This window comes from Actinomyces respiraculi (genome assembly GCF_014595995.2).
Taxonomy (GTDB): domain Bacteria; phylum Actinomycetota; class Actinomycetes; order Actinomycetales; family Actinomycetaceae; genus Actinomyces; species Actinomyces respiraculi.
The window spans coordinates 2,520,724-2,544,364 of record NZ_CP063989.1; the positions used below are offsets into that span (position 1 = coordinate 2,520,724).

The 23,641-nt window shown below is 70.2% G+C and carries 22 protein-coding genes and 3 tRNA genes; 8 read left to right on the forward strand and 17 right to left on the reverse strand.

Annotation, left to right across the window (positions count from 1 at the left end; translation table 11 throughout):
• The first annotated feature begins 590 nt into the window (after positions 1–590).
• Entirely contained in the window at positions 591–1,067 is a 477-nt protein-coding gene (locus ID810_RS10490) for a DUF488 domain-containing protein (RefSeq protein WP_166858437.1), read from the forward strand.
• On the opposite strand, the gene ID810_RS10495 is transcribed toward ID810_RS10490, so the two are convergent.
• From ID810_RS10495 to ID810_RS10520, 6 genes are all read right to left on the reverse strand, one after another.
• Positions 1,006–1,725, reverse strand: coding sequence for a hypothetical protein (locus ID810_RS10495; RefSeq protein ID WP_166858435.1), 720 nt, complete (start codon positions 1,723–1,725; stop codon positions 1,006–1,008). The two genes, ID810_RS10490 and ID810_RS10495, sit on opposite strands and share 62 nt — an antisense overlap.
• Positions 1,726–2,264: 539 nt before the next feature.
• Positions 2,265–2,966, reverse strand: coding sequence for a type I restriction enzyme HsdR N-terminal domain-containing protein (locus ID810_RS10500; RefSeq protein ID WP_166858433.1), 702 nt, complete (start codon positions 2,964–2,966; stop codon positions 2,265–2,267).
• Between the two features lie 172 nt (positions 2,967–3,138).
• Complete coding sequence (locus ID810_RS10505; protein ID WP_268916210.1) at positions 3,139–3,438, reverse strand: helix-turn-helix domain-containing protein; 300 nt, start codon at positions 3,436–3,438, stop codon at positions 3,139–3,141.
• Between the two features lie 1,308 nt (positions 3,439–4,746).
• A complete protein-coding gene (locus tag ID810_RS12855; protein ID WP_195858787.1) occupies positions 4,747–5,472 on the reverse strand; it encodes a DDE-type integrase/transposase/recombinase in 726 nt (241 codons plus the stop codon).
• 107 nt (positions 5,473–5,579) lie between these two features.
• The gene (locus ID810_RS10515; RefSeq protein ID WP_166857379.1) at positions 5,580–5,954 is read right to left on the reverse strand and encodes a helix-turn-helix domain-containing protein; all 375 of its coding nucleotides are present in this window, start codon (positions 5,952–5,954) and stop codon (positions 5,580–5,582) included.
• Between the two features lie 2 nt (positions 5,955–5,956).
• A complete protein-coding gene (locus tag ID810_RS10520; RefSeq protein WP_166857378.1) occupies positions 5,957–6,157 on the reverse strand; it encodes a hypothetical protein in 201 nt (66 codons plus the stop codon).
• Between the two features lie 515 nt (positions 6,158–6,672).
• Between ID810_RS10520 and ID810_RS10525 the strand changes: the two genes are divergently transcribed.
• Positions 6,673–7,317, forward strand: a complete 645-nt coding sequence (locus tag ID810_RS10525; RefSeq protein WP_166857377.1) for a hypothetical protein — start codon at positions 6,673–6,675, stop codon at positions 7,315–7,317.
• 119 nt (positions 7,318–7,436) lie between these two features.
• Here ID810_RS10525 and ID810_RS10530 read toward each other — a convergent pair whose 3' ends face one another.
• From ID810_RS10530 to ID810_RS10560, 7 genes are all read right to left on the reverse strand, one after another.
• Complete coding sequence (locus tag ID810_RS10530; RefSeq protein ID WP_166857376.1) at positions 7,437–7,691, reverse strand: GlsB/YeaQ/YmgE family stress response membrane protein; 255 nt, start codon at positions 7,689–7,691, stop codon at positions 7,437–7,439.
• A gap of 179 nt (positions 7,692–7,870) precedes the next feature.
• Positions 7,871–9,424 (reverse strand): DEAD/DEAH box helicase, encoded by a 1,554-nt coding sequence (locus ID810_RS10535; RefSeq protein WP_166857375.1) that lies wholly within the window; start codon positions 9,422–9,424, stop codon positions 7,871–7,873.
• Between the two features lie 382 nt (positions 9,425–9,806).
• Positions 9,807–10,265 (reverse strand): hypothetical protein, encoded by a 459-nt coding sequence (locus ID810_RS10540; RefSeq protein WP_166857374.1) that lies wholly within the window; start codon positions 10,263–10,265, stop codon positions 9,807–9,809.
• 80 nt (positions 10,266–10,345) lie between these two features.
• Complete coding sequence (locus tag ID810_RS10545; protein ID WP_328703748.1) at positions 10,346–11,269, reverse strand: EamA family transporter; 924 nt, start codon at positions 11,267–11,269, stop codon at positions 10,346–10,348.
• A 109-nt stretch (positions 11,270–11,378) separates the two neighbouring features.
• On the reverse strand, positions 11,379–12,368 hold the full coding sequence (locus tag ID810_RS10550; RefSeq protein WP_166857373.1) for an endonuclease/exonuclease/phosphatase family protein: 990 nt from the start codon (positions 12,366–12,368) through the stop codon (positions 11,379–11,381).
• Positions 12,365–12,799, reverse strand: a complete 435-nt coding sequence (gene msrB, locus ID810_RS10555) for a peptide-methionine (R)-S-oxide reductase MsrB (RefSeq protein WP_166857372.1) — start codon at positions 12,797–12,799, stop codon at positions 12,365–12,367. Before msrB ends, ID810_RS10550 begins: the two co-directional genes overlap by 4 nt.
• A gap of 67 nt (positions 12,800–12,866) precedes the next feature.
• Positions 12,867–14,300, reverse strand: a complete 1,434-nt coding sequence (locus ID810_RS10560) for a mechanosensitive ion channel family protein (protein ID WP_166857371.1) — start codon at positions 14,298–14,300, stop codon at positions 12,867–12,869.
• A 135-nt stretch (positions 14,301–14,435) separates the two neighbouring features.
• On the opposite strand from ID810_RS10560, the gene ID810_RS10565 reads away from it, so the two are divergent.
• Both ID810_RS10565 and ID810_RS10570 read left to right on the forward strand, forming a co-directional pair.
• Positions 14,436–14,765 carry a PadR family transcriptional regulator gene (locus ID810_RS10565; protein WP_166857370.1) on the forward strand — a complete coding sequence of 110 codons (330 nt, stop codon included), beginning with the start codon at positions 14,436–14,438 and terminating at the stop codon, positions 14,763–14,765.
• Between the two features lie 26 nt (positions 14,766–14,791).
• Positions 14,792–15,844, forward strand: coding sequence for a permease prefix domain 1-containing protein (locus ID810_RS10570; protein WP_166857369.1), 1,053 nt, complete (start codon positions 14,792–14,794; stop codon positions 15,842–15,844).
• 137 nt (positions 15,845–15,981) lie between these two features.
• Here the strand turns inward: ID810_RS10570 and ID810_RS10575 are convergent.
• The 3 genes from ID810_RS10575 to ID810_RS10585 form a co-directional block, all read right to left on the reverse strand.
• Positions 15,982–16,054, reverse strand: a tRNA-Phe gene (locus tag ID810_RS10575).
• 48 nt (positions 16,055–16,102) lie between these two features.
• A tRNA-Asp gene (locus tag ID810_RS10580) sits at positions 16,103–16,176 on the reverse strand.
• Between the two features lie 21 nt (positions 16,177–16,197).
• Positions 16,198–16,270 (reverse strand) — tRNA-Glu (locus ID810_RS10585).
• A 181-nt stretch (positions 16,271–16,451) separates the two neighbouring features.
• Here ID810_RS10585 and ID810_RS10590 point away from each other — a divergent pair.
• On the forward strand, positions 16,452–16,841 hold the full coding sequence (locus ID810_RS10590) for a metallopeptidase family protein (RefSeq protein ID WP_243856659.1): 390 nt from the start codon (positions 16,452–16,454) through the stop codon (positions 16,839–16,841).
• Between the two features lie 31 nt (positions 16,842–16,872).
• Positions 16,873–18,114, forward strand: coding sequence for a glycoside hydrolase family 3 N-terminal domain-containing protein (locus ID810_RS10595; protein WP_166857367.1), 1,242 nt, complete (start codon positions 16,873–16,875; stop codon positions 18,112–18,114).
• A 117-nt stretch (positions 18,115–18,231) separates the two neighbouring features.
• Here ID810_RS10595 and ID810_RS10600 read toward each other — a convergent pair whose 3' ends face one another.
• Entirely contained in the window at positions 18,232–19,743 is a 1,512-nt protein-coding gene (locus ID810_RS10600) for a variant leucine-rich repeat-containing protein (RefSeq protein WP_166857366.1), read from the reverse strand.
• A 145-nt stretch (positions 19,744–19,888) separates the two neighbouring features.
• Between ID810_RS10600 and ID810_RS10605 the strand changes: the two genes are divergently transcribed.
• Both ID810_RS10605 and ID810_RS10610 read left to right on the forward strand, forming a co-directional pair.
• The gene (locus tag ID810_RS10605) at positions 19,889–21,832 is read left to right on the forward strand and encodes an ABC transporter transmembrane domain-containing protein (RefSeq protein ID WP_166857364.1); all 1,944 of its coding nucleotides are present in this window, start codon (positions 19,889–19,891) and stop codon (positions 21,830–21,832) included.
• On the forward strand, positions 21,832–23,568 hold the full coding sequence (locus tag ID810_RS10610) for an ABC transporter ATP-binding protein (RefSeq protein WP_166857362.1): 1,737 nt from the start codon (positions 21,832–21,834) through the stop codon (positions 23,566–23,568). The genes ID810_RS10605 and ID810_RS10610 overlap by 1 nt, the downstream gene beginning before the upstream one ends.
• Positions 23,569–23,641 lie beyond the last annotated feature (73 nt).

Below are 23,641 nucleotides of genomic sequence, written 5' to 3' on the forward strand. Positions count from 1 at the left end.
TCGACGTCGAGTGGTGAGGGCGTCGAGCAAGCCCGAGGTCATCCGTCGCATGCGCGAGGTGCAGCTCGAGGTCGCCCGCACCGGCGACGCCCCCACCAGCAGGGGGTTGACGGTCGCCCAGTGGATGGAGCGGTGGATCCGCCAGGACGTCGAGCCGGTCCGCAAGCCTGCCACGACGTCCGAGTACCGCTCCTCGCTGCGCCTGCACATCGCCCCTGCGATCGGCCGCCGCCGCCTGGACCGCCTCACCGCCGACGACGTGCGCGCCGTCCACCGCCAGGTCCTCGCCTCGGGTGCCTCCTCCGCCACCGCCGCGAAGGTGCACCGGGTGCTGCGCGCCGGCCTCGCCGCCGCCGCGGCGCCGACTGCCCAGACCGCCACGCCCCCGTGCCCGCCACCATCGCCGCCGAGCAGGTCCATGGAGGCCTGTGGCTCCTGCCCACCAAGACCATCGGCTCGCACCGCCGCGTCGCGCTCCCCACCGCGCTCGCGGGGCCGGCGTGACGGGGCTCGCCGTCAGAAGGGGCTGCACTCGTCGGCGCCGAGGGGCATCATGGGCAGCACCATCTGCAGGAAGGGGACTGGACGACATGACTGGACGTCTGGTTGGTATCGGCTATCAGGGTCGGACGCTGGAGGATCTCGTTGACGAGCTCGTGGCGGCCCACGCGGACCGTCTCATTGATGTCAGGCTCACCCCCGTCTCAAGGGTCAAGGGCTTCTCCAAGTCCCGTCTGCGCGACGCCGTGGAGGCTGCCGGGATCACCTACGAGCACCGGCCCGAGCTCGGCAACCCGAAGGACAACCGGGCCGGCTACGCAAGGCCGGGCGACCTCGCCGCCCGCCGGGCGCACGAGCGCTACTACCGGGAGGTCGCTGACTCTCCCGCCGGCTCGCGGGCGCTCGACTACGTCGCCACCTGCGTTGACGAGGGCGAGGTCGTCTACGTCCTGTGCTTCGAGCGCGACCATGCGTGCTGCCACCGCGCCCAGGTGATCGACGAGGTCATGATGCGCCGCGACGGCCTGTCCGAGGCGGAGACGTCGACGGTGGCGCTCGCGGGTTAGAAGAGGGTGCTGTCCTGCTGGGCTCGGGCGTTGAGCGCTCGGGCCCAGTCCTTGTTCTTGGGGTGTAGATGCTGAGCACGGAGAACGCTGTTCGCTTGGCGGCGTCCGCCTGGTTGCCGAGGCTGAGGAACTGCCTGCGGTTGGCGGCGAGGAGCTTGCGCCCGAACTGGTTGCGGATCCAGTCCGCCGGCTCGGCACCGTCGGCCTTGGCGTTGCGCTGCAGGGCGGTGAGCTCCCAGTCGAGGATGCCCTGGCGATGCCCGTTGCATGATGGGGACGCGCACCGGTAGGAGTACCGGGCCTTGTACGGAGGCGCCTCGAGCGGAGGGGCCTCCGCGTGCTCGGCCCCTTCGAGTGGTAGTGCGGGCTGGGACTGCCACTGGTCGAGGATCCTCTGCTGCTTTGTGGTCCATCCCCCGTGAGGCTCGACCTCGAGGTGGATGTCATGCGCTTCGACTAGCCCGAGCGACGCGGCGTTGGGGTCTGCGCGCGTCCCCGAGAGCAGGTCGCACGCAGTTGTCTGAGGCACGCCGGCCATGAGCTCGTCCCGTTCTTGGCCGGGCCGGTAGTGGCGCACGGTGGTCAGGGTGGGCAGGTCGACGCGCAGGCTCTCTTCGCGGCCGTCGCCGTGCCGGGGAGCGGAGACCTTGACGCGCACGAGTCCGTACTTGGGGGAACCTTTTGTCGTACGCGAGGTGTCGGGATGGGATCGGGTAGAGCCGTACCCAGCGGATCGGCCCGGGGGAGAGGGCGACGCCGGCGACGCAGACCGTGTCCTCGTAGCTAGTGGACGGGTTGGGTGTCGTCTTGACGAGGATGAGGACGTCGATGGTGCGCCCGGCGCGGTCGCGCTGTCTCGCTTCCTCGAGGGTCTCAGTCGTCCCGTCGGCTGTCATGGCTCAGTCCTCGTCCCACTCATAGTCGGGGCGCTTGTGCGCGGGTGTGCGGTCGGTATTCGCCGTGGTGGTGGCCGGTCCGAGGGTGTCGATCCAGTCGTCGTCGACCGTTTCGGCAGTGGCGGTGCGCAGGACGACCTCGGCCTTCAGCCTGGTGCTTGACCGCTGCCCTGGCGACGGGCAGGAGTCCGCACTGCTCGGTGTAGGTGCTGATGGCCACCCTCTGATGATCCCAGACGCCTGTGACACCGACGAGGGATTCTTGCTGCGAGTTGCTCACCTTCGGTCCTGGCGGGGCGGCTCAGACCACGAGTTCGGGAGGCAGCACGTCGGCGCGCAGCAGCCGCGCTAGCTCGACGGACTCGACGTTCAGTCCCGTGCGCCGCCTGAGCTCCTTGCGAACCTCGTCCACGACTTTCTCGGACAGCACGACCTTGGCCAGGTGCTTGGGGGCGGTGGCTGCCCTCTCCCTCCACAGGTCCTCGATCTGTCCGCGTCCGAAGGACTCCCTCAACAGGAGGAACAGCGCCGCCGCCTTCGTCGCGGTCATGCCCTCTGCGAGCAGGTCAACCTCGAGCACAAGGTCGATGGTCACGGGCAGGCCAGCGATGAGCTTGTACACCTGCCACTGGGGCCCGTTCGTCAGTATCAGCCACTCGACGCCCTCGTTGACGGCGTACATCTCGACCTGACGCAGGTGCCTCTGGCTGAGCCTGGTGGTGCAGCGCTTGACCTCCACGAAAGCCGACAGCTGCTGGTCCACACGGATGCCGTAGTCCGCGAACTCTCCCTTGACCCGGTACTCCGTGGTCAGGTCGGAGTACTTGTCGTACCCCAGGGCGTCACACAGGATGTCGGTCACGAACAGCCGGGTGTCGCCCTCGTTCGCGTCTCGGGCCACGAGCTCGGCAGCAGGCTTGAGCATGCTGCGCACGACCTTGCGCAGCCGATCACGGGTGTCGGTCTCCCACTTGGGCGTCCTGGACCTGGGCGCGTCAGCCAAGTGTCTCCTGATCGTAGGGGATGTCGGGGATAGTGAGGGGGCCGGAAAGCAGTCAGACGTCGTCGACGTCGTCGGGCGGGACCTGGGACTCGTCCTCGGGCTCAACGGCGGGCAGGCCCTCGCGCTCGCGGCGCTCAGCCTCCCAGTCACCATGGTCTGACGCCGCCAACTCCTACACTGCAGGCAGCCCCGCACCAGCCTGCCCACCGCCGTCGGGAGGAACAGCCACCCGGGAGCGCTCGCGGGCAGCAACCTCGGCCTCAGCCTCACGGAGGACCTGGACGGGGTCAAGGCCGAGCGCTCCGCACAGCATCGTGTACTCGTCGAGGGTCATGACCTTGTCCCCCGCGAGCATGCGGTTGATCTGGGAGAAGTTGACCCCGGAGGTGTCACCAAGCGCCCTGAACGACATGCCCGCGCTCTCGCGCGCTGCCGAGATCCGAGCGGAGCAGGCACGGCAGCGCCTCAGCAATCAAGCCCTCGCAGCGCGTTGCGGGCTTGAGCAGAGCAATGTCGCTCGCAAGGTGCAGGCCTCACGCGAGATCACAGTGACCGAGTTCGTCGCCATGTCTATGGGGCTCGGCATCGAGCCGGTCGAGATACTCAGTCGCGCGTCGAGACTCGTCCTCAGCGATCCGGCGCCCGCGGCTGCGTCGTCGTCCGATTTATAGGATGTGTTTATGAGCCAGACCCTGCCCGGTGACCAGTGGGTCGCCTACCTTGACGAGTCTCAGCAGCGTGACCATTACTTCGTGGCAGCGGCGCTGGGACCAGCGTCTCAGTGGAACCTGATCGGCGAGCGACTCGCGGCGCTCAGGGCGTCTGCCGCTCAGGTGTATGAAACCCCTTTGGACGCTGAGTTCCACGGTCATCCTCTCATGAACGGTAAAGGCGACTGGACGGCGCGCGTGGCAGGCACCGTGAGGCCGTCAACACCTATTGGAGTGCTGGGTGTTTTTCGGACTGTGTGTTGTGTGCGTCAGGCTGCTTTGTGGTGCCCCAGGAGCTCGCGCTCGACCTCGTTGGGCGTGCGGTATCCCAGGGCTGAGTGCAGCCGGGTGTGATTGCAGGGCGGCTCGATCCATGAGGCGATATCGGGCTCATCCCCATTGAGGGTGTGGGTGGGGTCTGAGTCCTCCGGTCTCTAGTTGTGCTTTCTTTGGGGTTGTGAACGGGTTGGGTGGAGGCCTGCTGGGCGGGATGCGGGGTTGACGCCCACGTGCGGTCTGGGGAGGCCTTCATGGCGCATGCTGGCGCACCTTTGACGCCTGGGGGGCGTCGTCGTCTTGCCCGCCTGGGGGTGGAGGGCTGGTCCATGGGCCGGGCGGCTGAGTGCTTGCGGGTCTGGCCGGCGACGGTCGGCCGGTGGCTGGGGCCGCTACCGGGCCCCGGTGCGCTGTGTGGAGCGCCATTGATCAGTTCGGACCACGTTCGGTCGTTCGGACCACGTTCGGTCGTTTGGACCACGTTCGGTCGTTTGGACCACCCCAGACGCGTCCGTAGGTGGTCCGAACGACGGCAGGTGGTCCAAGATGGCAACAAGTGGTCCACACTAACTGTGCCTCCTCGGGACAAGACCCCTGCCTACCACCAGCACGCCCCCGCGTGAGCGAGAGGGGGGCGCTGGCGGGCCTGGCCCACCACTTGCGACCGCGCGGCGCAGCACCGCGCCCACCGGCCACGGCCAGGCCCCGAGCCAGGCCGACGCCGTGGCCCCGCTCGGCCCCAAAAGGGACGGCCCCCTTACGCAGGCGCCCTGGCCCAGGCCCTGAACCCACTGTCACAAGGGCCAAGCCCATCCGCAACCGCGCCCACCTCGACACCCACAGCCCCTTCCAGGACCTGGACGATCTGGACGACGCCCGTGACCGCCACCACCCAGCAGGCCCCACTGGGCGGGCACCACCCGCCCCCACCCCACCACCGCCACGCTGCGCCCCCGCCCGGGCACGACAGCACCCTCCAACCAGACACCAACACCCCCCACACCCACCACCCACGCGCCCACCACCCCAACCAGCAACCACCGGCACCAGACAAACCAGCCCCCACCAAACCCGGAGCCTGACACAACCAGAGACCAGAGGACCCAGACCCCACCCACACCCTCAAATGGGATGAGCCCGATATCGTTCATGGCTTTCTCGCGCGTGGGGTAGACCATCCTGTGGACCCTCTCATTCTTGAGGGTGGCGTTGAAGGACTCCACCCAGGCGTTGTCCCAGCACACCCCGGTCCGCCCCACCGAGGCCCGGATGCCATACCTGTTCAGATGCGCGGAGAACTGCTCGGACGTGTACTGAGAACCCCGGCCGGTGTGGAAGATAGTCTCACCCTTGACGGTAGGGCAGCTGCGCACGGCCATACCGGTGGCGTCGCACACTAGGCGGGTGCGCATGTTATCGGCCATCGCGTAGCCCACCACCTTCTTTGTGGCACAGTCCAGGACAGTGGCCAGGTAGACGAACCCAGCCCACGTGCGGACACAGGTGATGTCGCCACCCACGCGGCTCCTGGCGTCTTAGCGGTCAAGTCCCTGTGCACCAGGTCGGGACTGGACCCCACGTTGGCGGCCGGAGTGGTGGTGGGGGCCATTGTCTTACCCTCCGAGACCTAGGCGACCAGCTGGGACACGCGTTGCGGGGAGATACCCATGAGGGCGGCGATGTCACGGCCGGTGAGTCCCTGTGCGCGTAGGGCCGTGATGGCAGCGCGCGAGGCGTCTCGGGCCGCGTCTTGTGCGCGAGCCAGGTCGGCTGCTGCGCGCTGATAGTCCTCCACTAGGGCCGCCCACTGTGGGTCTGCGGTGGTGATAGTGACGGCGTAGTCAGATGGGTCACGATCGGTCATGAGGGCGGCAGCGTCTGCGACCTCGGCGGCGATATCGCTCAGGCGTCGCGCCTGGGTGCCGTACTCGTGGCCGTCGATGGTGAAGTCTGCGACCCACCACGTGCCGTCGCGGGTGACGGTGGCATTAATGGTGCTCATTGTCAGTTCTCCTCCTGTGCGTCCTGGCAGCGTTTGATGATCTTGCGGGCGAGCATCTCGGCGACCTCGCGGTGGCGCGGGATCGGCTCACGCCACGTGCCCACGGTGGCGATGGTGTAGTTGCCACCCTCTTTGAGCGTGAGGGTGAGGCCGTGCTCCTTGGCGATCGCCTGGAGGGCTTTCTCCAGGTCCCTGCGCTTCATGACATGAAGTCTACCCCCCTAGACGTCATTTGTCTAGGGGGGTAGATCGACGGGTTCGTGTCCACCACTCCGCCTTCGTCTCCGTCATCCTAGTCGAACTCGGGGCGCGCGGGCGCGCGGGCGCGGCGGCGAGGGCGAGACAACAGTGGACAAGGACAGTGATCCGAGCGGAGCAGGCACGGCCGCGCCCCAGCAAGTGGTGCGCGGCCGTACCGACGACGCTCTGACAGCCGGGGCATCGCATGGCGCGCTCGTCCCAGACGGAGCCGAGCAGGTCGCGAGGCAGGGGCTCCGTGATGAGGTCCTTTCGGGCGTCCACGACGTAGTTTGCCTGCGTGTTCTTGATCGTCTCGAGGGAGTCAGCGATGACAAGGACGGTCTCGATGTTCCCTCGTTCTGGAACTGCTTCTCAAGACTGGTGTCGGTGGCGACAGCAGCGTCGTTGTCATTGCCAAACCGGATCTCCTCGCGGAGCGCCTCGATCGCGTGGTCATACATGAGGATAAGGTAGAGGCATGTCGACAACGATCGACGTGTATCCGACAACGAGCCACTTGCCGCTCGTTGAGCAGACACGAGCCCGCACGCAAGAACTATTTCAAGAACTCCTCGACCGGTACGAGGTCGGCTCCACCATCGAAATCAAAGCATTCTATCCCACCGATAATGACACGGATATACGTTACGTCAACAAGGACGTGGCATGGGCCCCAGATACGCACTTGGGTTTCGCCTACTGGATCGACGGAAAATGGGATTCTAGTTCGTGGCCCAGTTGTTTCCCTGTGGGCGATGATGATCGAATCTCCGAAGAAGATCTCGTCTACCCGTTCGACTCAAAGCCTGAGCATCTTGGCCTGTGGTCCATCGTCGAGGAGTTTGAAGGTCTTCTTCCTCCTGAGAAACTCGCGAGACTTCTCAGCCAAGACCATTACTGGTACGAGTACCGAAACTTCGCCGGCCCCGCAGTGGCCTCAACCGGTTACGGGCTCGTCGCCGCCGCACTCGCTGAAGCTACCGATGGAGTCATTGCTTCATTCGACAGCGCATTCGAATGTGAACACAACGGTGAGACCGCCGAAGAATTCCTTGCCTGGTGGGGTGATCGCCAGATCGCCTTCTACGGGATCGAGAGATTCACACAAGCCCCCAACACCTGAGCAGCTGGCCGGGACCTGCAGTTCCCGGCCTCGACGAACACGTGGACACCAGCGGGGTACGAGAATGGGCTCCCGCCGGTGTCAGCGGGAGCCCGTTCCTCCTGGGATTGCGGCAGGGCTCACTTCTTGCGAGTGACGCCGAGGAAGACGCTGATGAGGACCATCGCGCAGACGATGGACAGGATCCAGCGGATCCAGTCGATGCCGGCGGTCTCCGCGACGCCGAGGAGGCTCGCGCCCCAGCCGCCGAGGAAGGCGCCGAGGGCACCGAGGATGATGGTCCACAGGACGGAAAGCTTCTGTTCTCCCTTCATGAAAAGGCGGGCGAGGGCACCGACGACGGCGCCGGCCACGATCATGCCGATGAGTTCCATGTGTTCTCCTGTCGGGTGGGTCGAAGCGCCGACGACGTCGACGCCGGGCCATCAACCGATGGTTGACGGCTCAAGTTTACTTCATGTCACCACATAGGCCTATTCACCCGGCTCCGCAACGGACGAAAGACCCGCGAACGCACAGGATTCTGCCGGTCCGGCCGCTTCAACACCGGGACTCAGCGACCCCGGTGACCCTGACGCCCCGCGCCGCGGGCAAAGGCCCCCGCACCACGCCCAGCGGAGCCGCCGGAGCGTCCGGAGGCAGCCGCGGTGCCCGTCCGGCCTGACCTCGCAGGCACCCTGCCCGTCGGCTTCCTGGCCGCGTGACCCGCCGACTTTCCGACCGCCTTCGCCGTCGGCTTCCCGGAACCCCTCCTGGCCGCGTTGGAACGCCCGCGACCCGAGTGTCCCCGCCCGGCACCACCTGCGCGCCCCTCCTTCGTCCGCCCCGGGTGCTCGCCCTTGAAGGCCGCCCCCTCAGGCATGTCCTCGACCGCCAGGCGCGGCGCCTCCTCGCCCACGAGCACCGTCACGGACTCGTCATCGGGACGCACCCGCTCGATATCGGCCGTGATCTTGGCCTTCTTGAGCAGGACCTGGACGTCGTGCTTCTGCTCCGGCAGCACGAGGGTGACGACGACGCCCTCGGCACCCGCGCGGGCCGTGCGCCCCGAGCGGTGCAGGTAGGCCTTGTGCTCGGCCGGCGGGTCCACGTGCACGACGAGCTCGACCCCGGAGACGTCGATGCCGCGGGCGGCGATGTCGGTGGCAACCATGACGTGCGCCTGACCGGAGGTGAAGGAGGCCATGGCCCGCTCGCGCGCGTTCTGGCTCATGTTGCCCTGGAGCTCGACCGCCGGGATGCCGGCCAGCACGAGCTTGCGCGCCAGGCGGCGCGCCAGGTGCTTGGTGCGGGTGAACAGGATGCGCTGACCGGTGCCGGAGGCGAGGCGGACGACGACGGCGTCCTTCGCCGTCTTGTCGGACACCATCCACACGCGGTGGTCCATGGTGCGCACGGGCGAGGAGGCGGGGTCGATGGCGTGGTGGAGCGGGTCGTGCAGGAACTCCTTGACCAGGGTGTCGACGCCGTTGTCCAGCGTCGCGGAGAACAGCATCCGCTGGCCTCGCTCGGGGGTGGCACGCATGATGCGGCGCACGTTGGGCAGGAAGCCGAGGTCCGCCATGTGGTCGGCCTCGTCCAGGACGGTGATGCTCACCTCGTCGAGAGCGACGACATCCTGGCCCATGAGGTCGAGGAGCCGTCCGGGGCAGGCGACGACGATGTCGACACCCGCGGCCATGGCCTTCTCCTGGGGCTTCTGGGACACGCCGCCGAAGATCGTCGTCACGCTCAGCTCGAGAGCCTGGGCGAGCGGGCGGATCGTGTCCGCGATCTGAATGGCGAGCTCACGGGTGGGAGCCAGGACGAGACCGATGGGGTGGCCGGGGCGGGCGGCGTCCTCGTCGGCCAGACGCTGGACGAGCGGCAGGGCGAAGGCGAGGGTCTTGCCGCTGCCGGTGCGCCCACGCCCCAGCACGTCACGTCCGCGCAGCGTGTCCGGCAGGGTCGCCGTCTGAATGGGGAAGGGCGAGGTGAAGCCGCGGGCGTCAAGGTCGGCGACGAGATCAGGGTCCACGCCGAGCGAGGCGAAGGTGGCCTGGCCGTCGGCGGGGAGGGTGGAAGAGGTGAAGGGCGCGCGGGTAGCAGGCCTGCGAGTGGTGGGCACGGGTGTCCGTTCGTTCGGGACCGCGGGCCCGGCGCACCGGTGCCGGGGCGGTCGGGCGCAGCGGTGCGCGGGGTGCCGGCGTTCAGGGCTCAACGGACCGCCTCCCGGGTGGGAGCGGGCCGGAGCCGGGGCACCAGCCCGGCCGCGGCAGGACGCCGGGCCGAGTGTCGAGTCTTCCAGGTGGGCGGGCGCCCCGCCATGACGAAGACCTCCTCCAGCGCGGACACTCACGTGAGCCGCGTCACATGCGCCCCCAGTGTGTGCCGCGCGTCCCGCGCACCACTGAGGCAACGGGCACTGGCAGCGCAGCCAGCACGGCTCCCCGGCCCCACGGGGGCCGGGGAGAGCCGTTCACGTGTTGACGGACGGAGTGCGCCTGCGCTCAGGCGCTCTCGCCGAAGACCGTTGCGCTGGCGTTCTCACCCTCAGCCGACGAGGTGACCGCGTTGCCACCGTCGGTGGTCAGCGAGACCGTCACGTCGCTGCCGTCCTTGATCTGGGCACCAAGCTTGAGCATCGCGATGTCGATCTCCTGCGACGGGGCAAGGTTGACCGTCTCACTGAAGGGCAGCCCATGGTTGCTGAACGTCTGATCCAGCGGAGCACCGTTGACGTCGATCGTCGTCATGGAGATGTCAGCCTTGGTCGCCGTCGTGCTCGTGACCTCGAAGACGATGACGTGGCCGGATCCGCCGCCCTCGCCACCCGTGCTCACACCCTGCTCGGAGGACGTTTCAGAGCCGGAGGACATGTCAGTCTCGGAGGAGCCGCAGGCAGCCAGGCCGACGGCGACGATGCCGAGCGAGCCGAGACCGAAGAGACGGCGGGGCAGAACGGACACGGGAACTCTCCTGGGACGTCGGGAAAACAGAAGGGCAGAAAAAACCTACACCCCGCGCGCGGCCACGAGAGCGCACAGCCTCACTGCCGTCTGAGACGCGGGGCACGATCGCCACCACCCGTGCCGCCCAGGGCAACGGCGGCCGAGACCAGGACGAGCCCCACGACCTCCCACACGTTGGGCAACTGGGCGAGCATGACGACGCCGACCAGGAGCGAGGTTGCCGGGAACAGGGCCTGCAGGAGGGAGAAGGTGTCCGAGCGTAGGCGCCCGAGGATCACCTGGTCGATGACGTAGGGCACCACCGTGGACATGACGGCCACACCCAGCACCCTGAGGAAGGTGGGCGGGTCCACGAAGGCTGTGCCCGCCGTCGTCACCGCCAGAGGCAGGTAGAAGAGGCTGCCGGCCACCGAGGCGACGGCGAGGGAGTCGAGCCCCGCACCGGCGCCCGCCACCGCCCGACCAGTGAGGATGTAGGCGGCCCACGCTCCTCCGGCCGCCAGGGCCACGACGATGCCGAGGCGCTGGACGGGGTCGTTCATGTCCAGTCCGAGGCCCCCGATGGCGACGACGCCCGCCAGGGCCATGACACCGGCGACGCGCGGGCGCCAGCCCCGGCCGGTAGCCAGCGCGACGATGACGGGCCCGAGGAACTCGATGGAGACCACGGTGCCCAGCGGCAGCAGCTCAATGGAGGCGTAGAAGAGGACGTTCATCGTGGCGGTGGCGACCCCGAAGGCGGCGCTGGTGGCCAGGCTCCGCGTGCTCCAGTGCCGCAGCCACGGGCGCCGCCAGGCGAGCAGCACGAGGGCGCCGATGGTGATGCGCCACCAGGCCACCGTCGTCGAGGGCATGAGGCCGAACAGCGCGACGGCGAAGCCCGCGCCGACATAGGTCGATAACCCGGACAGGATGACGAGCAGCGGGGCGGGGATGGCCCGCACGAGAGCACCGGGCGTCCGGGGGGCCGGGCCGGGCATGGGCGGGAGGGAGGTGGGCACGCTTCCCATTGTCAACCGGCTCAGACCGGGGCGCGTACCTCAGATCAGGGTCGCGGTGGCCAGCCCGGCGGCGGTCTGGCGTGAGACGACGGCGAGCCCGGCCGGCACCTCAGCCATCTGCGCTCACCGGCTCCAGATCCACCCAGGTGGCGGCGTGGTCGGAGACGACGAGGCTGCGCACGCCCCAGGCGGTGGCGTGCAGCGGAGTGGGCTGCGGGCACGCCCCGGGTGCCAGTGGGAGGCCGTCGGGGCCGAGCGGCCAGGGGTCGGTCAGCAGATGGTCGATGCGGTGGTGGGGCCCGACGGCGGGGAAGGTGGCTCCGGCCCCGAGTGCGCGGGCGGTGCCGAGCCGGGTGAGGGCGTCGGCACGCAGGTTGAAGTCCCCGGCGAGCAGGTGGTGGCCCGGCAGGCTCGTCAGGGCGGCCCAGGCGTCGACGAGCTGGGTGGTGGCGACGTCGGAGCGGGTGGCCAGGTGGGTGGAGCCGACGGCGAGGTCCGAGTCAGTGGTGCCCGGGGCGGCGTCCCCCAGGGCGCCGTCGGCCGTGAGTGTCGCGGCGATCATGACCCGCGCCGTGGAGGTGTGGATCGTGTAGGAGCGCGGGTCCCAGGCGGGCCTCTCGCCCCGGCGGGTCACCAGGGCGGGTCCGCGCCCGAGGCGGCGCACGTGCCACGAGCTGACGGGCAGGCGTGACAGCAGGGCATTGCCGAAGCCTGCGGGCGGCAGTCCAGCACTGTCTCGCAGTGCCCCCAGGACGTCGTCGGCGGGCGAGTCCAGGGCTGAGCGCCGCGGGCGTCGCCGCAGTCCGGCGACGGGGCCCGCGTAGGCGGCGGCGAAGCGGTGGTGGGTCCAGCCGAGGTGGCGGGCGAGCTCGGTCACCTGGTCGATGCGTCCGGAGCGCGCCTGACCGAGGTCGACCTCCTGCAGGGCGATGACGTCGGGGGCGAGCGCGCGCAGCTGGTCGGCCAGGGCGGCCAGGACCTCCCGGGCGGCGCCGACGTCGCGGATGTCCGCCCCGGCCAGCGGTGCGGTCATGGGGTCGAGGGCGGCGCCCGCACCGGGCTGTGCGTGCTGGAGGTTGAGGGTCAGGACACGGATCACTCGTCGTCTGCCTCAAAGGTGAGGCTCACGGAGTTCATGCAGTAGCGCTGGCCGGTGGGGGTCTGGGGGGCGTCGTCGAAGACGTGACCGAGGTGGCTGCCGCAGGCGGCGCAGCGCACCTCGGTGCGGACCATGCCGTGGCTGGTGTCGGTCAGGAGGGTGACGGCGTCGGAGTCGGAGGGGTCGTAGAAGGACGGCCAGCCGCAGTGGGAGTCGAACTTGGTGGTGGAGCGGAAGAGCTCGGCGCCGCAGCCGCGGCAGCGGTAGATACCCTCACGGTGCTCGTCCAGGAGGGCACCGGTGAAGGGGCGCTCGGTGCCGGCCTCGCGCAGGACGTGGTACTCGAAGGGGTCGAGGACGGCACGCCACTGGGCGTCGGTGCGAGCGATGGCGGTGGGGTCAAGTCTGGGGGCGGAATCGTTGCTGGCCACAACCCCATTGTGGGCCGTGCAGGGCCGCTGGGGCGAGTGGCGATCGCCCAGCGGGAACACGACCCGCTCAGTCGTCGGCGCCCGCACCCGTCTCCCGCGTACGCTCCTCCCGCGCGCGCTCTGCGAGGTGGGCGTCCTGCTCGGCGGTTGGGATGACGACCGTCGCCTCCTCCCGCAGCGGCTGCTCGACGCGCTCCTGGCGGGCGAGGATGCGCCGTCGGCGCACCTTGTCGCGGCGGGCGCGGCGCAGTGCCGAGCGTCCCCAGGCAGCGGCGCGCAGGCGGGCGGCATCCACGGGGTCGGCGTCGATGCTCTCCTGGGGCGCCGTCGGCGCCTCGGCTGCGTCCCCAGGCCGCTGGAGGGCGACCAGCTCCTCGGCGAGCCGGGCGACCTGCTCGGGCTGCGGGTCGTGGGCGACCTCGACCTGCTCGATCTCCACGCGGGTGCGCGGCAGGGCGTAGGGCGCCTCACGCTGGAGCCAGCGGACCAGCTCCTCGCGCAGAAGGCACTGCAGCCTCCACACGCCTGCGGCGTCGGCGGCGGAGATGGCGACCCGGACGGTGACCGTGCCGCCGCTGGTACCCGTGACGTCGACGTCGGCGGTACGCCCATCCCAGGCCGACGACCCCTGGATGATCCGCAGGGCCTCGGCACGCAGGGCGGAGACGGGCACGCGCCAGTCGAGGTCGAGATCGACGGTGCCGGTGTACTCGGTGGAGTGGCGCGACCAGTTCTCGAAGGGATTCTGTGTGAAGTGCGAGGAGGGGTAGATGAGTCGGCGCCCGTCCCACACGCGCACCACGACGTAGGTGAGCGTGATCTCCTCGATGACGCCACGGTCGGTGCCCACCAGGACGACGTCGTCGACCCGGATGGCGTCGGTGACGGCGAGCTGGATGCCTGCGTAGATGTTGCCCAGGGTGGACTGCGCGGCGAGGCCGGCGATGACGGAGACGAGTCCCGCGGAGGCGAGCAGGGAGCCCATCGCCAGGCGCGCGGAGGGGAAGGTCATGACGGCGCCGACGATCCCGCAGACGATGACGACGACCTCCGCCACGCGTCTGAGGACCTGCGCCTGGGTGGTGACGCGGTTGGCGCGGCCCTGGTCCCCACCGGCGCGCACGCCCGCGACGATGAAGGCCTCCGTCGCCCGCAGCAGGGTGGCGACGACGCCGGTGCTGGCCAGGATGACGCCGATGAGCAGGAGGTGGACGGCGGCGGTGCTCCAGGCGGGCAGGGCGAGGTTGAGGCGGGCGATGGTGGCGCCGATGTAGCCGCCGACGATCGCACCGAGTGCGTAGGCGGGGGTGCGGGCGAAGTGGGCGATCTCGCCCAAGAGCCTGCGGCGGTGGCCGAGGATCTTGAGGACGGCGACGAGGACGACGGCGAGAACGAGGCCCACGAGGGCGCCGACTCCGACGTGGACGAGCAGGCCCAGGACGTCCTCAGTGGCCTCGGCGACGACCTCGACGGCGTCGGTCGTGGGTGCGGGTGTGGTCATGGGGCCAGCGTAGGAGGGGTACCTGCGGGGGACCTGTCATGACCCGGGAAACAGTCGACACACTCATCCACTTGACGTAGTACGTCTCGCGTAGTACGTTCGACATATGAACCGAACGATAGGAGGTGCACGACAGTGATCAGCCCGGACGCCATTCGCGGCTACATCGACCTCATCGTGCTCAGCCTCCTGAGCACCAGCCCCTCCTACGCCTACGAGCTCGCCAAGACCATCACCGAGGTGGGTGAGTACACGATCAAGCAGACCACCTTGTACTCGGCCCTCAAGCGCCTCGAGGCCGCCGGCCTCGTCGCCTCCTACGCCGGCACCTCGGACTCCGGCAAGCCCCGCACCTACTACCGGCTCACCGACGACGGCGCCGCCCACCTGAGCGAGAAGCTCGACGAGTGGGAGGACACCAAGTCCCTCATCGACCGCTTCGCCGCTCGCGCCACCAGCCTCTGACCCTGCACCACGAACGGACACCACCCATGGACACGATCATCACCTTCCTCGACGCGATGTTCGCCCCCTACCCCGACACCCCGCGTCTGGCCGAGGCGAAGGCCGAGCTGCGGGCCATGATGGAGGACGCCTACGCCGACGCGATCAGCGCGGGCAAGACGCACAATGAGGCGGTCGGCCAGGTCATCACCGACTTCGGCAACCTCGAAGAGCTGGCGCCGGCCCTCGGCATCCTTCCCGAGATCCGCGAGTCCCAGGCCGCCCCGAATATCACAGCGCCTCACAGCGCGGGAACCTGGGGCCCGCCCGTCGTCACCCTGCCCGAGGCCCAGGCCCTGGCCGAGGCCAAGCGCACCACCGCCCGCACCCTGGGCAATGGCGTGGCCCTGCTCGTCCTGGCCGCTGCCCCGCTCTTCGCGCTGACCGGCACAGCCGGAGACGCGGGACTGCTGCCCATGACGCGGGACGAAGCCAGCCTCATCGGGCTGCCGCTCACCCTGGTCCTTGTCGCGGCGGGCGTGCTCATCCTCGTCCGGCGCAGCCGGGCCTTCGTCAGCGTGCGACACCTGCTCACCGGCCGCTTCACCCAGGACCCGATCGTCTCGGCATGGGCGGTGCGCCTGCGCATGGAGCACGAGGGACCGCGCTCACGCGCCCTGGCGACGGCCGTGGGCCTGTGGATCATCTCCGCGATCCCGCTCGTCAGCACCGGCATCCTCTCCGAAATGCCCGGGCACCGGAACTACTCGTCCCTCGGCGCAGCCCTCACACTGGTGCTCGTGGCGCTGGGCCTGTGGATCTTCCTGCCGACGAACTGGGCGGCCTCAACGCACTCGGCACTGGCCGAGGAGGGACGGCCCGCCGACGCCCCGGAGGGCTGGCGCAGCGCTGACGACGTCATCGGCGTCATCGCCTCGGCCTACTGGCCGCTGACCATCATCATCTACCTCGTCTGGTCCTTCACCCTCGACGCGTGGCAGACGAGCTGGGTTGTGTGGCCGGTGGCGGGCGTCCTCTTCGGCGGGATCGCTGCCGTCGTCTCGACGACGGCGCAGATGCGCCGCAGCCGGGGACACTGAACCCGGGGCGCCCGGGGCGAAGGTCCCCATCTGGGGCAGCCCGTCCGCAGGGCGGCACTGAACCCGGGGCGCCCGGGGCGAAGACGCCGATTGACGAGCGAAGGCCCGGGTCCTTGTGGGACCCGGGCCTTTCGCAGTGGCTCCGACCGGCGTCGATCCGGTGACCTTTCGATTTTCAGTCGAACGCTCTACCAACTGAGCTACAGAGCCGTGGACACGCTCGGCCCGGCCATTGCTGACCGAGCCGATCTGCTTCCGCGACCTTGACGGGACTTGAACCCGCGACCTCCGCCGTGACAGGGCGGCGCGCTAACCAACTGCGCCACAAGGCCATATGAAGTTTGCGCGAGACGTACCCCCAACGGGATTCGAACCCGTGCTACCGCCGTGAAAGGGCGGGGTCCTAGGCCGCTAGACGATGGGGGCCTGTTGCCCTTGGCGTCGCCGCGCCTCGAACCGGATAGAACACTAAGGGCAGGATCCACAGGCGCGCAAATCTCTTAGGGGTGACTCTGCTCACCGGCCTCAGCCTACATCCCCTCATCATTCGCGCGGTACCTCCACGCCAGCGCGCCCACGGACCCACGGCCCGTGGCAGGCTGCGCCCATGAGCCCTGTCAGCATGTCGGAGCCGGACTTCGAGCACGCCGTCGAAGATGCGCTCGACCTCATCCCCACCGAGCTGCTCGAGGCCATGGACAACGTCGTCGTCCTCGTCCAGGACGAGCCGGAGCCGGAGCAGCTGACCGAGGAGGACTACGACGAGCAGGGTCGGCCCGCGCTCCTGGGGCTCTACGTCGGCATTCCCCTCACCGAGCGCGACGGCGGCTGGTCGGGGATGGTGCCGGACCGCATCCTCATCTTCAAGGGCCCGCTGGAGCGCTACTGCCACCACCGCGAGGAGCTGGTGGAGGAGATCGCGGTGACGGTCATCCACGAGGTCGCCCACCATTTCGGGATCGACGACGAGCGCCTGCACGAGCTCGGCTGGGACTGAGCCGCCCCGCCGCCCGGCTAGGGTCTGCGCCATGACGCAGCGCCCCCTGCCCCGCCGCACGGTCCTCGCCGGGACCCTCACGGGGACTCTCGCGGTCGGCGCCCTCGCCGCCTGCGCGACAACCCCGAGCGGCCCGGAGGCCGGGTCTGCGGCTCAGTCCATGCCGGCGTCCTCACCCCGGTCCACGGCACCGTCCTCACGCCAACCCACGCCGTCGGCCACGTCCTCACCTGAACCGACGACGTCCCCACCCGCCTCCCCCATCGAGGGCTGGAGCCTGGAGGAGCTGGTGGGCCAGCTGCTCATCGTGGGTGTGCCGGCCGCTGTCGCCTCGCCCGAGCACGCCGAGATCGTCGCGCAGGTCCACGCGGGCGGCGTCTTCCTGCACGGGCGTTCCACCGAGGGCACCCAGGCCACGCGGGCCGTCGTCGCCTCCTACACGGACCTGGCCCACCGGGCGGGGCTACTCGTCGCCACGGACCAGGAGGGCGGCGCGGTCCAGGTCCTGTCCGGCCCGGGCCTGTCCACGATCCCCGCCGCCGAGGACCAGGCGCTGCTGGACCCCGAGGTGCTCACCGCCCACGCCGCCGGCTGGGGCACGGAGCTCGCGGCGGCGGGAGTGACGATGAACCTCGCCCCCTGCGCGGACCTCGTGGACACGCTGGCGCCGTCGGACAACGCGCCGATCGGCGCCTGGGGACGCCAGTACGGCACCGACACCGCCACCGCCACGGCCGGGGCCCTCGCCTTCAACGAGGGGATGCGCTCGGCGGGCGTGGAGCCGGTGGTCAAGCACTTCCCCGGCCTGGGGCGCGTCACCGAGAACACGGACATCGCCGCTGGCGTGGTCGACTCGACCACCGTCCGCGACGGCGACCCGGCCGTGGGCGTCTTCGCCGCGGCGGTCAGGGCGGGGGCGCGTGCGGTCATGCTCTCCTCCGCCACCTATCTGCTCATCGACGCCGGGGCTCCGGCCTGCTTCTCCCCCGTCGTCGTCACCGACATGCTGCGCGGGGACCTCGGCTTCACCGGGGTGGTGATGACCGACGACGTCTCCGCGGCCGCCCAGGTGCAGGACTGGTCCCCGGGCGAGCGGGCGGTGCTGGCCGTGCGGGCCGGCGTGGATATGGTGCTGGCCTCGGCCAACGCCCGGGCGGCCCTGGAGATGGCGCAGGCGTTGGTGGCCGAGGCGCGGGCCGACGCGGACGTCGCCGCCCGGGTGGAGCAGGCGGCGCTGCGGGTGCTTGCGCTCAAGGGGGTCCCGGGCGCCTGAGCCGTCCCTGAGCCGTCTCTGAGCCGTCCAGCCCCGGCGGTGCGGGAGCGGAGAGGTGGGGCCGGTGAGCTGAGCCGTCAGCCCCGAGGCCGGGCCGCCGCCACCGGTGCGAGCGCCTCAGCGCTGAACGGTCGTGCCCTCGCTGGAGGCGCCGACCCTGACGTACTTGGCGAAGCAGTCGTCCCTGGACAGGCCCTGGGCGGTGCACCAGGCGTTGGCCTCCTCAGCGGTGGCGAAGGGCTCGGCGGCGGCGATGACCCACCAGTGCCCACCGGCGTCGAAGACGGACCAGTCGTCGGAGTACAGCAGGATGGCGTTCGGGTAGGTCGCCTTGACGCTCAGGTAGTGCGCCCAGACGGCGGCCGCATCCCAGGTGACACCGTCGAGGACGAGCCCCGGCTTCTTCGAGGACAGTTGCGGCACCCAGGTGCCGTTGAGCGGGCCGGAGACGGTGGCCGAGTCGGCGTCCGCCTGGTCGCGCAGGAGGCCCAGCCAGATGGCGTCCATCGTGGCGGCGCCCGGGGCGCTGGCCGTGTCAAGACGAGCCCTGCCGGGTGCAGTGGTGGCCCTGGTCTGCCCCGATGAGTCGCGGGCGACAGTCAGCTCGGCGCGGCCGACGTCGATCTGGGCGGCGTTGACGTAGCTGAGGGCGGACGAGAAGACGAGGGTGAGGTCCGTGCCCGACGCGGGGATGGCGACGGGCTTCTCACCCAGGTCGAAGACGGCGACGGCGGCGACCACCCGGGTGGATGAGGCCAGGCTCGCGCCCTTGAGGGGCCCGCTGAGCGTGACGAGGGTGGAGGCGCCGGACAGGACGTCCCCGTCCTTGCAGGTGGGGCTCACGTGCACGTCCACCTCAAGGCCTCCGTTGTCGCGCACATTCCGGACCTCGTAGACCGGGTCGGTGGCGCAGCGGGAGACCTCTGTGGGAGAGGCACTCGCCGTTGGCAATGCGGAGGCGCCGACTGAGGCCGCAGGCTCGGCAGAGGTCGTGGCCGAGGGCCGAGCGGGCACGTTCGGGGCCGTGGTGGTGGGGCTCTCGCCCCGGCGCAGGAGGAGGACGGCGGTCGCGGTGCCCGCGAGGGCGAGGACGAGCAGGAGGATGAGCGCAACGGCCCACACCCGGCGTCGACGGCGTCGCACCGGCTGAGCGTCAGATGGGAAGGCAGCGGGCTGGGCAGGAGGCAGGGGCTGCGCCCAGGTGGGCGGGACCGGCTGGGCGGCCGCCGGGACCTGCTGGGCCCATGCGGTCGGGGCCTGCGGAGCGGCCGCCGGAGCCGACATGGCAACGGTCGGGGCCGCCTGCTGCCCACCCGCAACGGCGTCAACGGCGCCGACGTCCGCAACGGCCGCTGCGGCCTCGATGGCCGCAGCGGGATCACCCGCCGGGCTCTCCGCCCCCGGGGCCTCGGAGGCCTCCGGGGCCTGCGCCGCCTCGGTCGCGGCCCTCCGACTCGCCTCAGCCAGCCAGTCGCGCAGCCCCGGATAGATCGACGGGTTGGCCGCGAGCGCGGCACGCAGGTCCGGGCGCTCGGCGGCGATCGCCGCCTGGAGATGCTGATCTGTCGTCGTCGCGGCAATGAGGGGGGAGGCGGCGCGGGCAGCCGTCTTGAGTTGTTCGGGACCCATGGGGGAAAAGAGCCTTCCGGAGCGGGAGCGCCCGGCTCGCCCCGGTCGCGCTCCCGATATTAGCGACCGGGGCCCGCCGGGGCGTCCGAAACCACAGTGATCCAGACTGGCGCGCTGCGGCGGCCTCGATAGCCTTGTCGGCACGATGCCCGTTCCACCGCAGCCCGCACACCACCCCTCCGGCAGGCGGGGACGTCTCCTCCCCGTGCCCGACGCCCCGCTGCCCCAGCCGCCCACCCATTCCGTCGGCGCCTTCCTGCGCTGGCTGCTCAGGCGCGCCCTTACGCCCGTGCTCCTGGCGACTGTCGCGGCGACGACGTCGAACGTCATCCAGGCCATCGTGCCCGGCTTCCTCGGCGCCGCCCTCGACTCCGGCATCGAGACCGGTCTGACGCCCCGCCTGTGGGCCATCGGCCTGGGCCTGCTGCTCCTGTTCGGCGTCTACGCCATCGCAGACACGAGCTCGGACTACATCCGCATCCACGCGTGGATGCGCGTGGCCTTCGACGTCGACCGGCTCGTCGCCCGGCAGGTCTCCACCACCGGCACGGACCTGGGCCGCCAAACCTCCACCGGCGAGGTCGCGTCCATCGTGGCCTCCGACGCCCAGTACCTGGCCAACACCATCGAACGACTGCCAGGACTCATCGGCGCAAGCGTGTCTTTCGTCGTCGTCGCCGTCCTCATGCTCAACACCTCCGTGCGCCTGGGGCTCATCGCCCTCATCGGCATGCCGCTGGTCGCCTGGATCGTCACCCTCGTCATCAAGCCCCTGCAGAAGCGCCAGTCCTACCAGCGCGAGGCCCAGTCCCAAGTGACAACCATCACGACGGACACGGTGGCGGGCCTGCGGGTCCTGCGCGGCATCGGCGGTGAGGACGTCTTCGCCCGCCGCTACCGGGACGCCTCCCAGGAACTGCGCCGCCGGGGCGTGTCCGTCGCCAGAACCCAGTCGGTGCTCATGAGCCTGCAGGTGCTGCTGCCCGGCCTGTTCGTCGCCGTCGTCGTGTGGGTGGCGGCCCGCATGGCCGTTACCGGCCAGATCAGCGCCGGCGAGCTCGTCACCTTCTACGGGTACACCGCCTACCTGTCCTGGCCGCTCATGGAGTTCTCCCACGCGGTGCAGGACTACGCGCGCGCCCGGGTGGGTGCCCGTCGCGCGCTGCGCCTGCTGACGGTCTCCCCCACGGCCGGCAGCGTCACCGAGCGCCTGGACCTGGACCCGGCGCGGGGCACCGCCGTCACGGGCCCGCTCGTGGACCAGGCCTCGGGGGTACGTGTCACGCCCGGGCGCATGACCGCGCTCGTCGCCGCCGACCCGGACATCAGCGCCGCCCTGGCGACTCGCCTGGGACGCTTCCACGACGACGGCCCCGTCGTCACCCTCGCCAACCGGCCCCTGACGGACATGCCGCTGGCGGACGTGCGCGCCAGCGTCGTCGTCAGCGGCGCCACCGCCCAACTCTTCACGGGCACGCTGCGCCAGGCCCTCGACGTGCGCGGCGATCAGGCGCCGCAGCCGGTCGGGGTGGCCGCCCTCGTCGCCGCCGAGGACGAGCGGGCCAGCTCCGCCCTCGACCAGGACGTGCGGGCCCCCATCCTGCGGGCCGACGGCGACGACCGCCTTCTCGCTGCCCTCGAGGTGGCCGACGCCCACGACGTCCTGTCCTCGCTCGAGCACGGCCTGGCGGGAATGGTGACCGAGAAGGGCCGTTCCCTGTCCGGCGGGCAGCGCCAGCGCGTGGCGCTCGCCCGCGCCCTGCTCACCGAGGCCCCCACCCTCGTGCTCATTGAACCGACCAGTGCCCTGGACTCCCACACCGAGTCGCGCGTCGCCCACCGTGTCCACGAGGCGCGACGTGATCGCACCACCGTCGTCGTCACGGAATCTCCGCTGGTACTGGAGGCCTGTGACGAGGTGGTGCTGCTCGACGCCGAGGGCCGCGAGCGTGTGCGCTCCACACACCGGGACCTGCTCGCCCGGGCCCGGGCGGGTGAGGCCGACGCCCTCGCCTACCGGGCCGTCGTCGCCCGTGCCGCCGGTGAGGCGCCCGTGACGGCGTCAGCCCCCGAGGAGGTGGGACGCTGATGGCACTGCCCCTCGCCCCCGGCAAGGTCGCGATGCGCAAGACCCTCGCGATCATGGCCTCCTACCGCTGGCGCTTCTGGTGGGTCCTGCTGCTCCAGGTGACGGCCGTGCTGGCCACCCTGGTCGCCCCGCAGCTGCTCGGTCGGCTCGTCACCCGCGCCTCACAGGGCACCGCGACCATCGACTATGTGGACAAGATCGTGCTCACGATCATTCTCGTGACCATCGTCGGCGCGGTCATCAACAGGTACGCGCAGATGTACGCGCGCACGCTCGGCGAGGCCGTCTTCGCGGACCTGCGCGAGCGGATGATGAACCGCGTCGTCCACCTGCCGCTCAGCGCCGTCGAATCCGCCGGCACCGGGGACCTCGTGGGCCGCACCACCAATGACGTCTCCCGCATCGAGTTCCTCGTGCGCGTCGGCATCCCCCAGATCATGGTGTGCACGGTGACGATCATCTTCACGATCGTCGCTGCCGCCGTGAGCAACCCACTGCTGGCGCTGGGACTGCTCGTCGTCGGACCTCCCGTGTACCTCATGATGAGCTGGTACCTGCCCCTGTCGGTGCCCGCCTACCGGGCGACCTCCTCCGCCTACGCCCGCCTGAACGGAGCGGTCTCCGAGACGGTCGAGCAGGCGCAGACTGTTGACGCCCTGGGTATCGGCACACTGCGTGAAAAGACGGTCCTCACCCACGTGACGGAGGCGTGGAGCCTGGAGCGGTTCACCGCGGGCCTGCGGCTGCGGCTACTGCTCGTGCTCGACGTTGCCTGGCGTGCGCCCGTCGTCGTCATCCTCCTGTGGGGCGCCTTCCTCGCCGGCCACGGCGTGGTCTCGCTCGGGGCGATCACGACGGTGGCCCTGTACGCGATGGAGCTACGCAAGCCCATCGGCCAACTCACGTTCTGGATCGATGAGGTGCAGGTGGGCCAGGCCTCCCTGTCGCGCATCCTCGGCGTCGAGGAGGTCCCGGCGGACCGCACCCCCACCGGGGCGGTCCCGCAGGACACGCGCATCGTGCTGCGCGACGTGTGCTTCTCCTACCGCGAGGGCATCGAGGTGCTGCACGATGTGAGCCTGGAGCTGCGTCCCGGGGAGCGGCTGGCCGTCGTCGGCCCCTCCGGTTCGGGCAAGTCCACGCTGGGACGGATGCTCGCGGGGATTCACCCGCCGAGCTCCGGGTCGGTCACGGTGGGCGGGGTGGCGCTGACGGACCTGCCGGAGGAGGAGCTGCGCCGTCACGTCGCACTCGTCACCCAGGAACACCACGTCTTCGTCGGCACCATCGCCGACAACGTCCGCCTGGGCCGGCCGGATGCCGATGACGCCACCGTGCGCGGCGCCATCGAGGCGATCGGCGCCAGCACCTGGGTGAACGAGCTCGACGACGGCATGGACACGATGGTCGGCTCCGGGCACCTCGCACTCACCCCGGCGCAGGCACAGGAGGTGGCGCTCGCACGCCTGGTCCTGCTGGACCCGCACACGCTCATCCTCGATGAGGCCACGAGCCTGCTCGACCCGCACGCGGCCCGCACGCTCGAGCGGACCTTGTCGACGGCGCTGGCCGGGCGCACGGTCATTGAGGTGGCGCACCGGCTGTACACGGCGCAGGACGCGGACCGGGTCGCCGTCGTCATGGACGGACGGGTGGTCGAGCTCGGCACGCACGAGGAGCTCGTGGCGCTGGGCGGCGAGTACGCCAGCCTGTGGGAGGCCTGGAGCCAGGAGTAGGCCGGTGGGGCTCGCACCACCAGCGGGCACTTCGGACCACCAGCGGGCACTTCGGACCACCAGCGGGCACTTC